Below are 16,212 nucleotides of genomic sequence, written 5' to 3' on the forward strand. Positions count from 1 at the left end.
GTCGACTCGTCCCGGGCGCGTAGCTCAGTGGTAGAGCGCCGCCCTTACAAGGCGGATGTCGGCGGTTCGAAACCGTCCGCGCCCACCGGGTTTGAGTAGCAGCTCAACGCAGCAGAGCGGCCCCTCGGAGTGATCTCCGAGGGGCCGCTCTGCGTGATCAGATTCCATGAAAAGTCCACAACCCCCGGCGATCTTGTGCTTCCGATCGCTCGAACGGGGAAATGAACTGCGGGTACAGGCCACCTACAGCGCCCAGCAGGACGAGGACGGCGTAGCTCCTCTGCGAGAGCCTCATGTCCGCGTGCCCACCGCGAGGGTGTCGCAGCCGGACAGCCGGATCATGGCCCGCAGGATGATCGCCGTACGGCGCTCGTCGAGATCCATGACGCGCACGAGGCTCGTCCGGTGCATGATCCCGGCTATCGACAGAACGAGGTCCAAGATGGCGAGCGCCGCCTCGTCCAGACCGAGTTCGTAGAAGCGGCTGTCCAGGCGCTCCCACGCCAGGCCGAGCCTGGTGGCGACAGGCCCCAGACCAAGGGAGGCGGCATGGCCTCGCGGGCACGATCGGCATGGACACCGTGGAGCTGGGGATCATCCCACTCGGGGCATCCCTCAAGATCCCCCCGGCGAACGGTCTCACTGGGTGATCCGGACTGCGGGCACGACGAAAGACCCCCTCGGTGAAAGCAGCGGGTTCGCGGGATCTGAGCGCCTGTTGTTCGAAGCACTGGCCGGTCTAAGCTCTGCGGATGACCTTGGAATGGGAACAGGTAATTGTCCACTCGGTGGATCCCGCGGCCTTGGGGCAGTGGTGGGCCGAGGCTCTTGGTTGGGTTGTCGTCTACTCCTCCGATGATGAGTTCGAGATCCGTCCGGAGCCGGATCGCCTGCCGGGGTTGGACTTCGTCCGGGTTGAGGAGAGCAAGAAGGCCAAGAGCCGACTGCATCTCGACTTCAGGCCTGATGACCAGGACGCCGAGGTGGCCCGTCTGGTGGCTCATGGCGCGCAGCGTGTTGATATCGGCCAGGGTGATCAATCGTGGGTCGTCTTGGCAGACCCTGAAGGCAACGAGTTCTGTGTCCTTGGACAGCGGAGTCAGTAGGGCTCAAACGGCTTGGCCTTGTCGCCGCCGCCGGTCTCGGCACTGCCGTACGCCCTGAACTGCCGTACTCCCTGAACTGCCGTGCTCCCTGAACTGCCGTACTCCCTGAACTGGCCGCCGCCCTGGTACCCGTCGGCGTTCGCACGGTTCAGGTCCACGGCCCTACTTGGCTTGGCCGAGCCATCGTTCCGTTCGGATGTAGCAGATGTGCCGGATGCAGCCGGATGTGTCTGAGGCGCGTGGCCTGTTCCCGCGCGCTTACCCGTCCCAACGGGCCCTCCTGTCAGGGGCGTTGACCCTGTCCCCGTGCACCAGCACAATGAGCGCGCACTCCTGAGAGCGCTCTCAGGATGGGTGCGCCTCGCATGTTCGTCCGCGCGTACGGAAGTTACGGAAGTTACGGGAGTACGGGATCGCGGGCGTACGGGCGTATGTGCGCTCTTGTGTACGCCCGCACTTTCGCTCCGTACCTTTCCAGGGAGAGCCATGATCGGCAGGCAAGGCCCGGCGTTCAGTCGTCGTACGCTCATCGGCAGCGGACTCGGCATCGGTATCGGAGCCGCCGTGTTCAGCGCGGTCGGCTCCGGATCGGCGTACGCCGCCGGGAGCGTGGGGAGTTCGTCCGCGTGGCGGCGCGGGCACGGCTTTCTTGCCGCCGCCATGGACGGCTATCCCGATCACGGCAGCATTCGCCTTGCGCAGAGCTACAGCGACCAGGCAGGGCTGTTCAGTACGGCGTTCACGTACGACAACGCTATGGCGATCCTGGCCCATCTGGCGACCCGTACCGCCGATGGCCGGGCCAGAGCCGTCGCGCTCGGTGACGCGCTGCTCTACGCCCAGGCCCATGACCCGGCGTACGACGACGGCAGGCTGCGGCAGGCCTACAACGTCGGGCCGTACACCTTCTTCGACGGCTCGCTGCAACCGGACGGCTTCGTACGGGCCGACGGCACCGCCAATGTCGGCACGCAGTTCGGGTTCACGGGTACGGCCGTGGGGGACATGGCCTGGGCGGGTATCGCGTTGAGCGCCCTCGCCCGGCGGACCGGTGTCCGCCGCTTTCTCGATGGTGCCGTGCGGATCGGGGTGTGGATCGAGCGGGTCGGGCGGACTGACGAACCGCTTGGCGGCTACAAGTTCGGGGTCAATGGCGCCGACGAGAAGTTGCCCTTCACCTCTACCGAGCACAACACCGATCTGGTCTGCCTGTTCGGACGGCTCGCCCTGCTCACCGGGGACCGGGTATGGCGGGAGCGGCGTGCGCGGGCCGAAGCCTTCGTCAAGAAGATGTGGGAGCCGTCCGGGGGTTTCTTCTATACCGGTACCAATGACGGGGTGACGGTCAACAAGTCCCCGATCCCCGAGGACACCCAGACCTGGACCCATCTCGCCCTCGACGGCGAGGATTTCCCCTCGTACTCCCACTCGTACTCCCACTCTTACTCCCGGTCGTTGGACTGGGCTGCCGCCGAGTTGGCCGTCCTCGACCACGCCGGGCGGCGGAACAGCGCCGTGCCCGCCGGCCAGTCGTACGAAGGGGTCACCTTCAGCTCTGCCAGTCTGGTGGCCAACGAGGACGTCCCGATCGCCGAGTTCCAGCCCAAGCCCGACCGCAACGGTGTGTGGTTCGAGGGGACCGCTCATCTCGCGCTCGCCCTGCGGGACCGGGGCGGGGCTCGTGACGAGGCGCGTGCCCGGCGGCTCGTCGACTCCATCGAGCGGGCCCAGGACCTGCTCGGCGCCGGCCAGACCGTCGGCGCCAAGGCGCTTCCCGCGCGCTCCGGTGTCGTCTCGGCCAGCAGCCCGCTCGACACCGGATTCGGCTTCGGCTACTACCCGTACCGGCATGTGGGGGCGACCGCCTGGTATCTGCTGGCGGCTACGCGCACCAATCCGTTGCGGGCCTGACGGCGGCGCCTGTACGTCGGCTGCCGCGTCCGTACGTCAGTCTCAGGGGGAGGGGTGGCCCTCCTCCCCCTGCCATGCGTGCTTGAGGGTCATCCGGGCGTTCACCTTTTCCGCGGTCGTGACCTCCGACCAGAAGCGGTGGCAGGTCACGAAGACCGCCAGTTCGCGCTCGCGCTCGCGGAGTTTCTCCACCTCCGCCTGTTCGTCGGCCGTCCAGCCGGGGGAGGCGGGGCGCTCCACCTTGCGCCAGCCGTGGTCGTCACTGAAGCCGTCCAGGGGCTCGACCGACCAGGGGAGCCGCTTCAGGAGGGCCAGAAGCTCGGCCCGGACCTGATGCAGCTCCTCCTGACCGGCCAGGAGGTCACTCGGGAAGTCATAGGTCGCAGCCACGCGCTAATGCTACGCCTGTTCGATTTTGGGATGCGAGTTCATCGAGGGACTTCGCGCGAATGTTGTCCCGTTGTCCCGTGCCATCGAAGGTTGATCATTAGTAAGTTCGTGCCATCGAAGTTTGATCGGTATGGAGTGCGGGTGGTCAGGGGCGGCGGCGGGGCAGCTCGCGGGTGCGTACGCGGATCCGGATCTTGGTGCGTTTGAGCTGGGGTTCCTGGAGGACGGCGTACAGGTTCGGCGGTCGCTTGCGGCCTGCTGGGGCGTGCGCTTCGAGCGTGCGGCACCGGTGCGTCCGTTCCGTTGGCCCAGGGGCGGGGAGAGCTTCGCGGGCTGGTACTTCTGCGCGACGACCGGCGGGCACATCGGCTACGAGTCGTGGCTGGAGCGGGACCGGCTGATCCTGCTGGATGCCGATCCGCGGGTGACGGGGATCGCGTCGCAGCCGTTCTGGCTGCACTGGCACGACGGCCAGCGTCGGCGTCGGCATGCTCCCGACTACTTCGTTCGTCTTGCGGACGGGCGGGGCCGGGTGGTGGACGTCCGGGCCGCGGATCGTGTTGATGAGGCGGCAGCTGAGGCGTTTGCGGCGACGGGGAGAGCCTGCCGGGCGGTGGACTGGGAGTTCGAACGGGCGGGGGTCCCTGATCCGGTGCTGATGGCGAACATGCGGTGGCTGTCGCGTTACCGCAGGACACGGTGCCTGCGTCGGTACGTCGCCACTGAGCTGCTGGAGGTCTTCACCGAGCCAGGCCCGTTGCGGCCGGGGCCGCGAAGGTGGGTGATCCGCTGATGGTGCTGCCGGTGCTGTTCCATCTGCTGTGGTCCGGCGCCCTGGTGACGGACGTGAGTACGCGGCTGCTGGGTTCCGACTCCGTGGTCCACGCGGCAGCGAGGGGGCCTCGATGGGACGTCTGACTCGGCCGGAGGGCCTCGCTGTCGGGGAACGGGTCCGGTTCGACGGGCAGGTCCGGCTGGTTCTGGCGGTCTCGGGCAGGTCGGTCACTCTGTCGGACATGGGCGGCACGCCGCGGGCTGTTCCGCCGGCGGTGCTGTTCGCTGGCGAAGGCTTCGAGGTCGTGGACAGTTCGGGCCGGATGCCGCTCCCGCCCGTGTCCTTGCTCGAGACTCTGCCGCAGGCCGCGTTGGAGAAGGCCCTGTGTGTGGTGGGAGGGACACATCCTGGAGGTGCTCCACGGGCTGCTGCCGGATGCTGCACCGGGCACGGAGCCGAAGCCGCAGTACGCCCTGTCTCGTTCGCTGACCGCGCGGGAACGGGCGAAGGCGGTCGAACTCACTGCTGCGGGGCACAAGGTGACCGCGGGCACGGTCGCGAACCGGCGGCGCCGCTACGAGAAGGACGGGGTGATGGGGCTCGCCGATCACCGGCCGGTCCGCAAGACGCCGAAGTACGGCACGGTGGATGACGCGGTGGTCGCCGCGATGCGCCAGGCGATCAAAGAGGCGACCGACGCCTCGACCCGCACCGGCACGTTCCTGCTCTGGCGGACCGAGCAGATCCTCCAGGCCAGCGAGGACGGCGGGGAGGCGAAGCTGCCCTCGCGTCGCACGCTCTACCGGCTGCTGGACAAGCTCACCACCGGCACTCACACGACGGGATCGGCAACGACGCGCAGGTCGCGGGCGCACGGGGCAGCCGCGCCGTTCGGTGAGCTGCCGGCGTTCGCGCCGGGTGAGGTGATGCAGATCGACTCCACGCCGCTGGATGTGCTGGTGCGCCTGGACGACGGAGTGGCGGGCAAGGTCGAGCTGACCGGCATGGTCGACGTCGCGACGAGGACGGTGACCGCGGCCGTGCTGCGTCCCACGACGAAGGCGGTCGACGCCAGCGTGCTGCTGGCCCGCACGGTCACCCCGGAGCTGATGCGGCCGGGCTGGGTCGATGCCCTGCGCATGTCCCGCTCGGTGCTCCCGCACCGCCGGCTGCTGCCCCTGGACGAGCGCCTGGAGCATGCCGCCGCCCGGCCGGTGATCGTCCCCGAGATGATCGTCTGCGACCACGGCAAGGCGTTCATGTCGCGCAACTTCCTCGCGTCCTGCCGCTTCCTGCAGATCGATCTCCAGCCCGCGCACAAGGGCTCGCCCTTCGAGAAGGGGCACATCGAGAAGACGCTCGGCTCCGTGGGCACCCTGTTCACCCAGTTCCTGCCCGGCTTCACCGGCCGCAGCACCGAGCACCGCGGCCGGAACCTGGACAAGGAGCCGTTGTGGTCCCTGCTGGAACTGCAGGAGCTGCTGGACGAGTGGATCGTCGCGAAGTGGCAGAACCGCCCGCACGACGGCCTGCGCGACCCGGCCACACCCGACCGGTCGTTCACCCCCAACGAGAAGTACGCCGCGCTCGTCGAAACCTGCGGCTACGTCCCGGTCGCGCTGTCCGGTGACGACTACGTCGAGCTGCTGCCCTCGCTCTGGCGGGCGGTCAACGACTACGGCATCAAGATCAAGCGCCGCACCTACGACAGCCCGGCCCTGGCCGGACTGCGGCGCCAGCACTCAGGCGTCAGGGAGAAGAAGGGGTTGTGGGAGGTCCACCACGACCCCTACGACGTCGCCCGGATCTGGGTGCGCAACCACCACGTGGGCAGCGGCTGGATCGAGGCCACCTGGAAGCACCTGCACCGGGTTCCGGTCCCCTTCGGCGAACTGGCCTGGGACCACGCCGCCCAGGGCCTGCCCGAGGCGACCGAGGCGGAGATCGCCGACGCGGTCGCCGCCCTGCTGGCCAGGGCCCACGCAGGCCCCGACCGGCCGGCCAAACCGAAACGGGCCGCCCGGGACAAGCGGGTCGCCGCCCGCACCCGCGCCGCCGGCCCCAGCACACCCGCCGCCCCACCCGCGCCCGCGGCCGCCGACCCAGACGAACCAGGCGAGGACACCGAACCGCTTGCCGAGGTGATCCCCCTGGGACTGTTCAACTCGCTCGAAGATCCATGGAGACGCACGTGATCTCTCCCGGCCACATACCCGACGCCGCCGTGAACACGGCAGACGATCAGGCCGGATGCCAGCTGACCACCCGGCAGGGATGGCGCCGCTTCACCGCCGAACCTCCCGCCCCGCCGGCGCTGTTGAGCGAGGACGAGTACGAACAGATGGAGCCGCTCCAGCGGGAGCTCTACGACGGCGAACGGCTCGACCACCACGCCCGACTGCGCGTGGTCGCCACGTCCACGGTCCGGCACACCGTCGCCTGGTCCTGCTCAACAAACACGCGATCAGCGCCCGCCGCGGGCTGATCGTCTCCGGTCCCGCCGGCACCGGCAAGACCATCGCCATCACCCAGCTCGGGCGAGCCCACGAACTCCTGGACCAGGCCCGGCATCCGACGGTCATCGGCCGGATCCCGGTCGTCTACATCACGGTCCCGCCCGCCGCGACCGCCCGCATGGTCGCCGCCGAGTTCGCCCGCTTCCTCGGCCTGCCGGTCCGGCGCAGCTCCAACATCACCGATCTCATCGAGGCCGTCGTCGGTGTCTGCACCGACACCCGCACCGGTCTGGTCCTGGTCGACGAACTCCACAACATCTCGCTCACCAGCCGCACCGGCGCGGAAGTCGCCGACACCCTGAAGTACTTCTCCGAGCGGATCCCGGCGACGTTCATCTACGCCGGCATCGACATCGAGCACTCCACCCTGCTGTCGGGAACCCGCGGGCAGCAGATCGCGGGCCGCTTCACCCTCATCCCCACGGCCCCGTTCCCCTACAACACGGAATGGAAGGGCCTGGTCGCCACGCTGGAGAGCACCCTGCTCCTGCACCGACACCAGCCCGGCACCCTCACCAGCCTGGACCGTTACCTGCATGACCGAACCGGCGGCATGATCGGCGCCCTGTCCCACGCCATCCGGGGCGCCGCGATCGACGCCATCCTCACCGGCACCGAGACCATCACCAAGAAGTCGCTCGCCGCGGTCCCACTGGACCACTCCGCGCAGTCCTTCTCCCGCACCGCCACCGGGGCCCGTCGGTGAACGAGTACTTGCAGATCCCGCTCGCTCCTCTGCCCGTTGACGTCCGCTCCCGGCTCGGTGAGACGACCGTCAGTTACATCGAGCGCCTCGCGCGAGCCAACCATCTCAAGCCCAGCGAGCTGGTCCGACACCTGGCGCCGCCACCACACAAGACCGGCCACAGGCCAGCCCTGGTCCGTCTCGCGAAAATCTGCGGCCGTTCGACAGACGTCCTGGCCATCACCCTCGCGGATGCCGAACCGGCGCATCTCCCTGTCTGGACGAAGGACGACCTCCGACTCCGGCGCCGCGTCGCCTTGAGGAGTGACGGTTTCGACATGGCAGGGTTGATCAAACAGGACGCCCGCTGGAACAAGGCCGGCCTGCGACAGATCGCCAATAGCTGGCAGATCCCGCTCTGGGGCCTCAAGAGGATCCTCAGCCCGCGCTTCCCCGATCCCAACCCCCCGGCACGGGCCTTCATGACGGAGGACAACTACCGCAGAATCAAGACCCACTACTCACAGGGTCTGACCGCCACGGAGACATGGCGCTACTTCCTCGACAAGCACGACTCCTGGATTCCCCTGACCACCATCACGGCGCTCTACATCACCCTCGCCCGAGAACCTCAGTCAGCTGAATCCAGCGAATATGAGTGACTGTGCCGGGCCGCGATAGTTGGCACCGTCTGGCCAAGATTCTTGGCACCTGTAATGATTTGCCGCGTTTGTTGGCACCGGCGCCATGGCTCAGCGCGTCAGCGAGGCCGGCGCGCATGGGGCCGTAACGGCGACAGTCTCGTCGCTTGGTTCCTTGCCGCTTCCATGCGACCTTCGGCGATTTCTACAGACCGTCCAGTCGCTTGGTCACTGTGTCGAGTGTCGGCCAAGGAGGACCCTCGCGCAGCAAGCGCAGGAATTCCTCTCCGAATCGCCTCCCATTCGGAAACTGGTCACCAAGCTCCCAACGCCACGCGGCGACCATCGCGATAACGAGCTGCCGGCACTCGTCCAGCAGCCCTTGGTCAACGCTTGGGTAGTGCTCGCAGACCGCCTCGGGAACATGGGCGAGATCGAACTCGACGGGTCCACGGCAGCACGTCTCAAGGTCGATGAACAACGGACCGTTCTTCGTGCTGAGCACATTGCCCGGATGCGGCTCGCCGTGGAGCAGCTGCTCCACCGCGCCGCGGTCCTCGATCGCTCGTCGCAGGCTTGCCAGCCTGCCGCTGAGGAACACGCGGTCCGCGTCAGCGAGCTCCGGCGAGCGATCCGGCTCGGCGACAACTTCTTCCGCCTCCGTGATCCGGTCCGTGAACCTTGGGCTCGGCACATCGACCTTGCGCATGCCGGCGTGCAACTGCTCCAGCGCCTTGGCGTAGTCGACTGGTGAGGTGTGAGGTGTCACGGGCTCGTAGTAGGTCCACAGCGTCACTGCGAAGCCATCGCGCGCGTACACACGCGGGTCCGCCCGAGGCTCCAAGGGACACACCGGGCATCCGACCTCGGCGAGCCGCTGAGCGAGCTCGACTTCGAACTGTGCAACCTCTTGTCCCACAGGGGCGACCCGGGCAAAGACGTTGCATGGCGTCAGCCGCAGTGCCAGCTTGTTCGAGTTGTGGAGAACGATTGCGTCGTTGGCTGGCAGGTCGAGCGATGCGGCGACCGAAGTCGCAGCCGCGATCGCACGCGTGACGTCGGTCATCTCCACCCTCGAATTTTGGCATAGATGAGCGAGGGCAATGCCAACCAGCGTGGCTCGGCACAGTGACCCAGGCCACTCAACCTTCGATGGCACACGCTCAATGTTCGTTGTCACAGAACACGGGTGACCTGTCGCAGCGAAGGTTGAGCGTTGTCACCGAAGGTTGGTGACCGCTAGGTTTTCTCACCGAAGGTTGAGTGGCTGCTGAGACCTGGTGTCTGGGCGACGGTGGGGGAACCGGTACACGCGTCCCGCAGGTACGAGGGCGACAAAGGCACCCGGTGCGGCACAACCGGCAGCGTCTGCGGTCGCGTACCGCGTGGCACGCCTATCCTCCCGGTGTAACCAGTCCCGTCTCGTACGCGATCACGACCGCCTGGGCCCGGCTGTTCAGATCCAGTTTGGTCATGGTGCGGTTGAGGTGGGTCTTGACCGTGGCTTCGCTGATGGAGAGCCGGTCGGCGATCTCCGGGTTGGACAGGCCGCGCGCGATGAGCTTGAGGACTTCGACCTCGCGGGATGTCAACGTGCCGAGGCCCGGCGGGGGTTGGGCAGCGGAGGCGGACCTGGCCTGGTGGGCGAATGCTTCGACCAGCCGCCGAGTCACGCTGGGCGCGAAGAGCGCGTCGCCGCCCCCGACCGCGGTCACGGCTGCCAGCAGTCGCTCGGGGCCTGAGTCCTTGAGCAGGAAGCCGGACGCCCCGGCACGCAATGCTCCGTACACGTACTCGTCGAGGTCGAAGGTGGTCAGGACCAGCACCCGGGGCGCGGGGTCGGCCGCGTCCGCGAGGATGCGCTCGGTGGCCTCGATGCCGTTCATGCCGGGCATGCGGATGTCCATCAGGATCACGTCGGGCCGCATCTTGGCGGCCACCTGCACCGCCTCCTCGCCGTCGCCCGCCTCTCCGACGACCTCGAAGCCGGGTACGGCGTTGAGGAGACCGACGAGCCCGGCGCGGATGAGGAACTGGTCGTCGACGACGAGGACTCTCGTCATCTCGTACGCTCCTCTCCCCACCGTGCGCCAGTCGTCGACGTCGGCAGGGTCAGGCTGACCGCGAAGCCCCCCTCGGCGCGTGGGCCGACGCTGATCGTCCCGCCGTAGAGCTTGGTGCGCTCCCGCATACCGATCAAGCCGTGTCCGGTACCCGTCGGGACGTTGTCCGAAATCACCTCCTCACCGTCGTTGGTGACGCTGACCGTCAGGTGGTGCTGCCGGTAGTGCAACCGCACCTGGGCATCGGCGTTGCGGGTGTGTTTGAGGACGTTGGTCAGGGCTTCCTGGACGACGCGGTACGCGCACAGCTCGACGCCGGGCGGAAGGGGGCGCACGGTGCCCTCGACGCTCAGTTCGACCAGGACGCCTGCGGCCCGGACGCGTTCGACCAGATCGTCGAGGCGGGCCAGGGTCGGCATGGGGGCCGCTGAATCGGAGCCGCCCAGGTCGTTTTCCCGCAGGACGTGGAGCATGCGCCGCAACTCCTCCAGGGCCTCCGTGCTGGTGTCCTCGATGGTGCTGAGCGCGCCCCGGGCCGTCGCGGTATCGGAGTCGAGGACGAACCGGGCCAGGCCCGCCTGCACCGAGATCACCGACATGTGGTGCGCGACCACGTCGTGCAGCTCCCGCGCTATCCGCCCGCGTTCGGCGGCGACCTCACGGCGGGCCCGTTCGGCCTGCTCGAGGCGCAGCTGCCGGGCGAGTTCGCGGGAGCGGCGGGCCAGCATTCCGAACCACACCAGCACGGCGCAGCACAGCAGCGCCTCGGTCACGGCCAGTCCAGCGGACCGGCTGTCGCTGACCACACCGCCGTACACCCATTTGGCGGTCGACACGGCCGCGCAGCCGATGGCGATCCTTGCCGTGCACATCGACGCCACCGTGTACAGGACGAGCGCAGAGCCGAACACCGACAACAGCGGCCAGTACCCGAGGCTGACGAAGGCGACGCCTGCGCACTGCACGGCTGCGAAGACCGCCAGCGGTGCCCTGCGCCGCAGGGCGAGGGGCACATGCGCCAGGGCCAGCAGCACATAGGCCCGCGTGTCGAGTTCCGGCCAGCCCCGCGCCACCGACTCCCGTCCCAGCCGGACGGCCACGCAGACCATGACCAGCGCCATCAACGTGTCGACGACGATCGGCCGGGGCGTCCGCATGCGCATCGCCGCAGCGTATCGGCGGCACACGTGCGGCGGCGTCAACCTTCCGCGGTACCACGGAAGTTGCCGGAACCACTACCGCGAAAGTTGCAGGCTCCGCGTGGCTACCGCGCATGGTGGGGTGGGACTTCCACCCACCACGGGACGCGGCAGCCACGCCGCCGCCCCTACGGTCATGACACAGCGGCACCGCCCGACCAACGGAGCCGCCACAGCCCGCGGGCTACTCGGGGGACCCAACGGGGGGACCCAGCCCGCGTCTGGAAGGAGCCAGCATGGCCATACGCAAGCGCATCGCCCTGGCCACGGCCGCCCTCGCCCTGGGCAGCGGCCTTGCCACCGCAACGCCGGCGCAAGCGGTGACGTATCCCGCCTACGCCGACAAGGCCTATGGGGAGTGTCTCGAGGGCCGCAGTCTTGACACAGGCCCCCTAGCTTTGTGGCCCTGCGACAATTCTTCGGAGCAGGACTGGGAGGTTGAGTCGCGGCCGCAATCCGGCACGTCGAACGACGTGGTGAAGCTCAGAAACATCCGTTACAACCGCTGCCTGGACAGCCACGCCGGTGTCAACAATGACTATTTGTTCAACATCAGCTGCAACACTGGCAACTACCAGCTGTGGGAAGTGTTCTACAACAGCAACGGCACGCGAACCTTCAAGAGTTGGGGAGCGTGGAGACACCAGGGCCTGCACCTGTGCCTGAGTTCCAACCCGGCCGGAAGGGACTTTTCCCCGTTGCTGAAGACGTGCAACCGCAACTCGGCTTATCAGCAGTGGACCCGGCGGGTATGACTGTCCGGCGCTGACGGCCATCCTCGTCGGCCGACGGGAGACCGACGGTGCGCGCGGCCGGAAGGGGCCGGCGTGACCATCGGATGCCCCACCTTCCCCCGTGGCGTGCCCCGTCAACCACCCGACGCTGCCGGATAACGACGTCACCGTCGCCGCGCGCCAGCGTCCGCAACATAAAAACAAGGAAGGCGATTCTCTTGATTCGTAAGGCCATATCTGGCCTGGTGGCCGCTCTCGCCGTCATCGCGGCGACGCTGCTGGGCACCGCTAGCCCGGCTGTCGCCGAGGTCAGCGGCCCATGGGTGATGCAGCCGTACACAAGTGACCTCTGTATCCACCCGACCAACTACTCTTCGGCAAGCGGCGTCGTGGTCGAGCAAACCCTCTGCGAGTCCCGCGTGGATCGCGACTGGAACTTCCAGACAATCAACGCGGGCTACTACCGGATCTCTTACCGCAACGGTGGCAAGTGCCTTGCTGTGAGCGGATCGTCGACCGCCAACTCGGCCAAGATAGTCACGCAGGCGTGCGGTAACCCCACGCTCAACGACAATTGGCTGCCGATCAGGAACTTCTCGGCCGGGGATTTGGACTATTACCTGCTGTACAACCGGCACAGCGGCAAGTGCCTGAACGTCAAAGGCAACTCGACCGCCATCGGCGGCGATCTGATCCAGTACACCTGCAACACCGCAGCGAACAACGAGTCGTTCACCTGGAACAGGCCGTAAGATCGCCGCGCGACGACCGCGGCCGGTGCTGGCGAGTCGATGCTCGCTGGCCCTCGTTGTCGGGCGGTGGAGAGAGGCCACTCACGCCGTGGTCTCCAGGTCGGAGCGGCCGCCGTGGTCGGTGACGACGATGTACTCCGCCCGCCGCAGCCCAGGACATGGCCGATCTCGTCTACCGCGCCGCGGTAGACGAAGGACGCCTCGGGGCCGACGAGACGACGGAATCAGCGACCAGTCACTCAACCCCCGGTGAGAATCACTCAACCTTCACTGCGACAGGTCAGCGGGTTTGTTCTGTGCCAGCGAACTTGGGTGCGGCTCTTCCTCAGTGAGCTGGTGATGCCGTGCGCCGTTGCCGTGCGTGCGCGGACGGCGGATCGTCGTGTCCTGAGACGTGGTCTTGGAGGCGGCGATGGTGTCGTGGCTGGAGGAGATCGAGCGGCGGGAGGCGGCTGCCCGGGCCGAGATCAGTGAACTTCGCTTGCGGATGGAGGAGTTGGCTGGTCGTCTTGCCGAGCGGGAGGCTGTGCTGTCCCGGCTGGAGATCACCCGGGAGACGATGACGGAGATCCTGTCCGGCGAGGGGGCGGTGACGGTGTCCGTGGACGAGGCCGCGGGGGAAGTCCCGGTGTCGGTGGACCGGAGCGGGGCGGGATCGCCGGTCGGGGTGCGGCTGGTGCCGCAGTGGGAGCCGGGGGTTGAGGCGGATGTGCTGCCGCGCTCGTACCGGGACGTCGTCGAGGTGATGCAGGACGCGGTGCATCCGATGCCGGCGCATCATTTGTGCGCCGCGCTGGGGCTGTCGACGGACAAGAACAAGGTGGAGGGGTTCCGTTCGAAGCTGAAACGGCTGGTGGAGCGGGGCTGGCTGGCCGAGGACGAGCCGGGCCTGTTCGCGTGGGGTGGTGCGCGGAGGGCGGGCGCGGGTGCGCCGGAGCGGGAAGCCGCGGCCGGTGAGCGGCGTCGCGCCGGTGTGGGGCCGGGCTCTCGTCCCTGGCGTCGATGGTGCCAACCAGATCGCCACTGTCCGAGGACGAGAGCCCGATGAACGCAGCGTATGAAACGGCCGCGGCGGCTGACCCCTTTGCCCGCGTGTTTTCTTCCCTCACTTCCCTGGCCGCCCGCCTCTCCAGCCCCGAAGCACTCACCGCGACACATGAACAGGCCGAGGCCGACTCGAAGCGGGCTCCCGGGAACTGGGGCGACTGCTCCTGCAGGCCCATCTCGAGTGGCGGGCCCGCCACGAGGCAGACCACCTGTCCACCCTCGGTCCGCAGGAGCGGGCTGCGCTCGCCGGCGGCCGGAGCAGGCTGGAGAAGGGCCACCGGCGGCAACTGGCCACCGTGCTGGGGCCGGTGACCGTGACCCGATGCGCTCTGCGCGGCGCGGGCATGACCAACCTCTACCCCGCCGACGCCATGCTGCGCCTGCCCCACGGGCGGCACAGTCTGGGACTGCGCCGCCTCGCGGTCCTCGATGCGGCCCGCGGTTCCTACGACACCGCGCTGGAAGCAATCGACCGCAGCTGCGGGGGCCGGGTGGCGGGCAAACGCCAGGTGGAGGATCTGGTGCGGGCCGCAGCCGTGGACGTCGCCGCGTTCTATACGGCCCGCACTGCCCACCCGGCCCCGGCCGGGACACTGCTGGTGATCAGTGTCGACCAGAAGGGAATCGTGATGCGCCCGGGCCACTTGCGCGAGGCCACCGCGAAGGCCGCCGCCAAGGCCCGGCACGCCTTCCGCACCCGGCTGTCGACCGGAGAGAAGTCCTGCCGCAAAAGGATGGCCACCCTCGCCGTCGTCCACGACGCCGAGCCCGCGATCCCCCGCCCGTACGACATCATCGCTCCGCCCGGCGGCCGCACCGGACACCGCACCGTCCGCAAAGGACCCATCGCGCGGGCGAAATGGCTCACCGCTTCCGTGCGCGAGGACGCCGAAACGGTCATCGCTGCCGCGCTCGACCAGGCCGAGGCCCGCGATCCCGAACACCACCGGACCTGGGTGGTGCTGGTCGACGGCGCCACCCACCAGCGGGAGTTGATCCAGGCTGAGGCCGCCCGCCGCAATGTCACGGTCCATGTCGTCCTCGACATCGTTCACGTGATCGAGAAGTTGTGGGCGGCCTCGCGGTGTTTCCACACCGCCACCGATCCCGCCACCGAGGACTGGGTCGGTGCGAAGGCCGCCCGGATCCTGGCCGGCGACGCCCCCGGCGCTGCCCGCGACATCCGCGCCGAAGCCGACCGCCACCGCCTCAGCGACGACCAGCGCGCCGCTGCTGACAAAGCGTGCCGTTACCTCGAGAACAACGCCGGCTTCGTCCACTACGACCAGGCCCTGGCAGCGGGCTGGCCGATCGCCAGCGGCGCCGTCGAAGGAGCAGCACGCCATCTGGTCGCCGACAGACTCGACATCACCGGCAGCAGGTGGACCGTCCCCGGCGCCGAAGCCGTCCTCACCCTCCGCACCGTCATCAGCAACGGCGACTTCCCCGACTGCTGGATCTTCCACACGCAGCAAGAGCACGAACAGCTCCATCCCTCACCCGACCAGCACATATACGCACTTCAAGCCTGACGCGGGAACTCACTCGGACAGAGCCGCGCCCGAAGAGGAAGGGGCGGGGCGGGCGTACGGACGCGCCTCAGGGGATCGGGTGCCGGGGGCTCGCGCGTCGGCGGGCCTCCGCGCGTCTCCGTCTACCCACCGCGATCTGACTCCTCTTGTCAATCTGGGTGAAATGGCATACCCATGGAACGGGGTTTTCACTGGAAATGACGAAGACGTGAGTATCTGCTGTGAAGGAGGCTTTTCCTGGTAGCCGTCCACCACGGAGACGGCCATCGGGAGGGAGAACAGATGAGGCTACAGATAACCCGGCTGCGCGGGGCCATGCTGGCCGTTGTCGCTCTGGTCTGCGGGCTTCTGCTCCAGGTCTGTATGGCAGGGGTCGCTAGCGCCGCGGGCACTGCCCAGGCACCGGCTACGGCGGCTGAAGTGTCGGCTTCGCCTTCGTCGGACGTGTCCGCCGCCTATTTGTCCTGTACGGTTCCGTCCGGCTACACCTACACCTCGGTTTCGAACACCACGACCTGCTCAACCAGCGGTTTTGCCCCGCTCTATAACGTGGTGCTGCCCAGGACAGGCCTGTGGGCCTGCACTGTCCCACGGGGCTTCACTTACACCGCAATCTCGAGCACCATCGTCTGCTCCACCAGCGGACTCGGCACCAGTTACCTCCTCCGGGCGGTCTGAGGCCAACCCACCCTGACCTGCGGGTGGTCGGGACCGTCGTCAAGGGACGGAGCGCCGGGCCTTTCACCGGCCGCACGACCCCAGCCGGGGACAGCGCGGCCCTTGCAAGACGCGATGTGCCCCGCACTGCGGGGCACATCAACGTTCTTCGGCGGTCGTCTACCAGCGCATGCCGAGCTGGTC

General features: G+C 68.0%; 11 protein-coding genes, 1 tRNA gene and 4 pseudogenes. 11 read left to right on the forward strand and 5 right to left on the reverse strand.

The window, feature by feature from the left end; all coding sequences use genetic code 11:
- The first annotated feature begins 13 nt into the window (after nucleotides 1–13).
- Nucleotides 14–85, forward strand: a tRNA-Val gene (locus tag OHA11_RS33205).
- Nucleotides 86–752: 667 nt separating this feature from the next.
- Nucleotides 753–1,106: a VOC family protein gene (locus OHA11_RS33210; protein WP_266502684.1), complete on the forward strand. Its 354-nt coding sequence runs from the start codon at nucleotides 753–755 to the stop codon at nucleotides 1,104–1,106.
- Here the strand turns inward: OHA11_RS33210 and OHA11_RS33215 are convergent.
- A complete protein-coding gene (locus OHA11_RS33215) occupies nucleotides 1,100–1,264 on the reverse strand; it encodes a hypothetical protein (RefSeq protein WP_266502685.1) in 165 nt (54 codons plus the stop codon). The two genes, OHA11_RS33210 and OHA11_RS33215, sit on opposite strands and share 7 nt — an antisense overlap.
- Before the next feature lie 328 nt (nucleotides 1,265–1,592).
- On the opposite strand from OHA11_RS33215, the gene OHA11_RS33220 reads away from it, so the two are divergent.
- On the forward strand, nucleotides 1,593–3,017 hold the full coding sequence (locus tag OHA11_RS33220) for a Tat pathway signal sequence domain protein (protein WP_266502687.1): 1,425 nt from the start codon (nucleotides 1,593–1,595) through the stop codon (nucleotides 3,015–3,017).
- Nucleotides 3,018–3,059: 42 nt separating this feature from the next.
- On the opposite strand, the gene OHA11_RS33225 is transcribed toward OHA11_RS33220, so the two are convergent.
- On the reverse strand, nucleotides 3,060–3,407 hold the full coding sequence (locus OHA11_RS33225) for a hypothetical protein (RefSeq protein WP_266502688.1): 348 nt from the start codon (nucleotides 3,405–3,407) through the stop codon (nucleotides 3,060–3,062).
- A 130-nt stretch (nucleotides 3,408–3,537) separates the two neighbouring features.
- On the opposite strand from OHA11_RS33225, the pseudogene OHA11_RS33230 reads away from it, so the two are divergent.
- The 4 genes and pseudogenes from OHA11_RS33230 to OHA11_RS33245 all read left to right on the forward strand — a co-directional run bounded on the left by OHA11_RS33230 (nucleotide 3,538) and on the right by OHA11_RS33245 (nucleotide 8,045).
- Nucleotides 3,538–4,325, forward strand: a pseudogene (locus tag OHA11_RS33230) (TnsA-like heteromeric transposase endonuclease subunit).
- Nucleotides 4,313–6,377: pseudogene (locus OHA11_RS33235) on the forward strand (Mu transposase C-terminal domain-containing protein). The pseudogenes OHA11_RS33230 and OHA11_RS33235 overlap by 13 nt, the downstream one beginning before the upstream one ends.
- Nucleotides 6,362–7,404: pseudogene (locus OHA11_RS33240) on the forward strand (TniB family NTP-binding protein). Before OHA11_RS33235 ends, OHA11_RS33240 begins: the two co-directional pseudogenes overlap by 16 nt.
- On the forward strand, nucleotides 7,401–8,045 hold the full coding sequence (locus OHA11_RS33245; protein ID WP_266502690.1) for a TniQ family protein: 645 nt from the start codon (nucleotides 7,401–7,403) through the stop codon (nucleotides 8,043–8,045). The pseudogene OHA11_RS33240 and the gene OHA11_RS33245 overlap by 4 nt, the downstream one beginning before the upstream one ends.
- Nucleotides 8,046–8,229: 184 nt before the next feature.
- Here OHA11_RS33245 and OHA11_RS33250 read toward each other — a convergent pair whose 3' ends face one another.
- The 3 genes from OHA11_RS33250 to OHA11_RS33260 all read right to left on the reverse strand — a co-directional run bounded on the left by OHA11_RS33250 (nucleotide 8,230) and on the right by OHA11_RS33260 (nucleotide 11,244).
- On the reverse strand, nucleotides 8,230–9,090 hold the full coding sequence (locus OHA11_RS33250) for an aminoglycoside phosphotransferase family protein (RefSeq protein ID WP_266507626.1): 861 nt from the start codon (nucleotides 9,088–9,090) through the stop codon (nucleotides 8,230–8,232).
- 328 nt (nucleotides 9,091–9,418) lie between these two features.
- The gene (locus tag OHA11_RS33255; protein ID WP_266502691.1) at nucleotides 9,419–10,087 is read right to left on the reverse strand and encodes a response regulator transcription factor; all 669 of its coding nucleotides are present in this window, start codon (nucleotides 10,085–10,087) and stop codon (nucleotides 9,419–9,421) included.
- Complete coding sequence (locus tag OHA11_RS33260) at nucleotides 10,084–11,244, reverse strand: sensor histidine kinase (RefSeq protein ID WP_266507628.1); 1,161 nt, start codon at nucleotides 11,242–11,244, stop codon at nucleotides 10,084–10,086. Before OHA11_RS33260 ends, OHA11_RS33255 begins: the two co-directional genes overlap by 4 nt.
- A 278-nt stretch (nucleotides 11,245–11,522) precedes the next feature.
- Between OHA11_RS33260 and OHA11_RS33265 the strand changes: the two genes are divergently transcribed.
- The 4 genes and pseudogenes from OHA11_RS33265 to OHA11_RS33280 all read left to right on the forward strand — a co-directional run.
- Nucleotides 11,523–12,041 (forward strand): RICIN domain-containing protein, encoded by a 519-nt coding sequence (locus OHA11_RS33265; protein WP_266502692.1) that lies wholly within the window; start codon nucleotides 11,523–11,525, stop codon nucleotides 12,039–12,041.
- Nucleotides 12,042–12,238: 197 nt separating this feature from the next.
- Complete coding sequence (locus OHA11_RS33270; RefSeq protein WP_266502693.1) at nucleotides 12,239–12,772, forward strand: RICIN domain-containing protein; 534 nt, start codon at nucleotides 12,239–12,241, stop codon at nucleotides 12,770–12,772.
- A gap of 400 nt (nucleotides 12,773–13,172) precedes the next feature.
- Complete coding sequence (locus tag OHA11_RS33275; protein WP_266502695.1) at nucleotides 13,173–13,820, forward strand: hypothetical protein; 648 nt, start codon at nucleotides 13,173–13,175, stop codon at nucleotides 13,818–13,820.
- Between the two features lie 139 nt (nucleotides 13,821–13,959).
- Nucleotides 13,960–15,351: pseudogene (locus OHA11_RS33280) on the forward strand (ISKra4 family transposase); the annotation flags it as partial.
- Between the last annotated feature and the right edge of the window lie 861 nt (nucleotides 15,352–16,212).

Origin of the sequence: Streptomyces sp. NBC_00878, from assembly GCF_026341515.1 — a bacterium.
GTDB lineage: Bacteria > Actinomycetota > Actinomycetes > Streptomycetales > Streptomycetaceae > Streptomyces.

Bases quoted from the DNA above. Each gene is read 5' to 3' on its own strand.
- OHA11_RS33210 (WP_266502684.1), top strand. From the start codon at position 753: ATGACCTTGGAATGGGAACAGGTAATTGTCCACTCGGTGGATCCCGCG.
- OHA11_RS33220 (WP_266502687.1), top strand. From the start codon at position 1,593: ATGATCGGCAGGCAAGGCCCGGCGTTCAGTCGTCGTACGCTCATCGGC.
- OHA11_RS33250 (WP_266507626.1), bottom strand. From the start codon at position 9,090: ATGACCGACGTCACGCGTGCGATCGCGGCTGCGACTTCGGTCGCCGCA.
- OHA11_RS33255 (WP_266502691.1), bottom strand. From the start codon at position 10,087: ATGACGAGAGTCCTCGTCGTCGACGACCAGTTCCTCATCCGCGCCGGG.
- OHA11_RS33260 (WP_266507628.1), bottom strand. From the start codon at position 11,244: ATGCGGACGCCCCGGCCGATCGTCGTCGACACGTTGATGGCGCTGGTC.
- OHA11_RS33265 (WP_266502692.1), top strand. From the start codon at position 11,523: ATGGCCATACGCAAGCGCATCGCCCTGGCCACGGCCGCCCTCGCCCTG.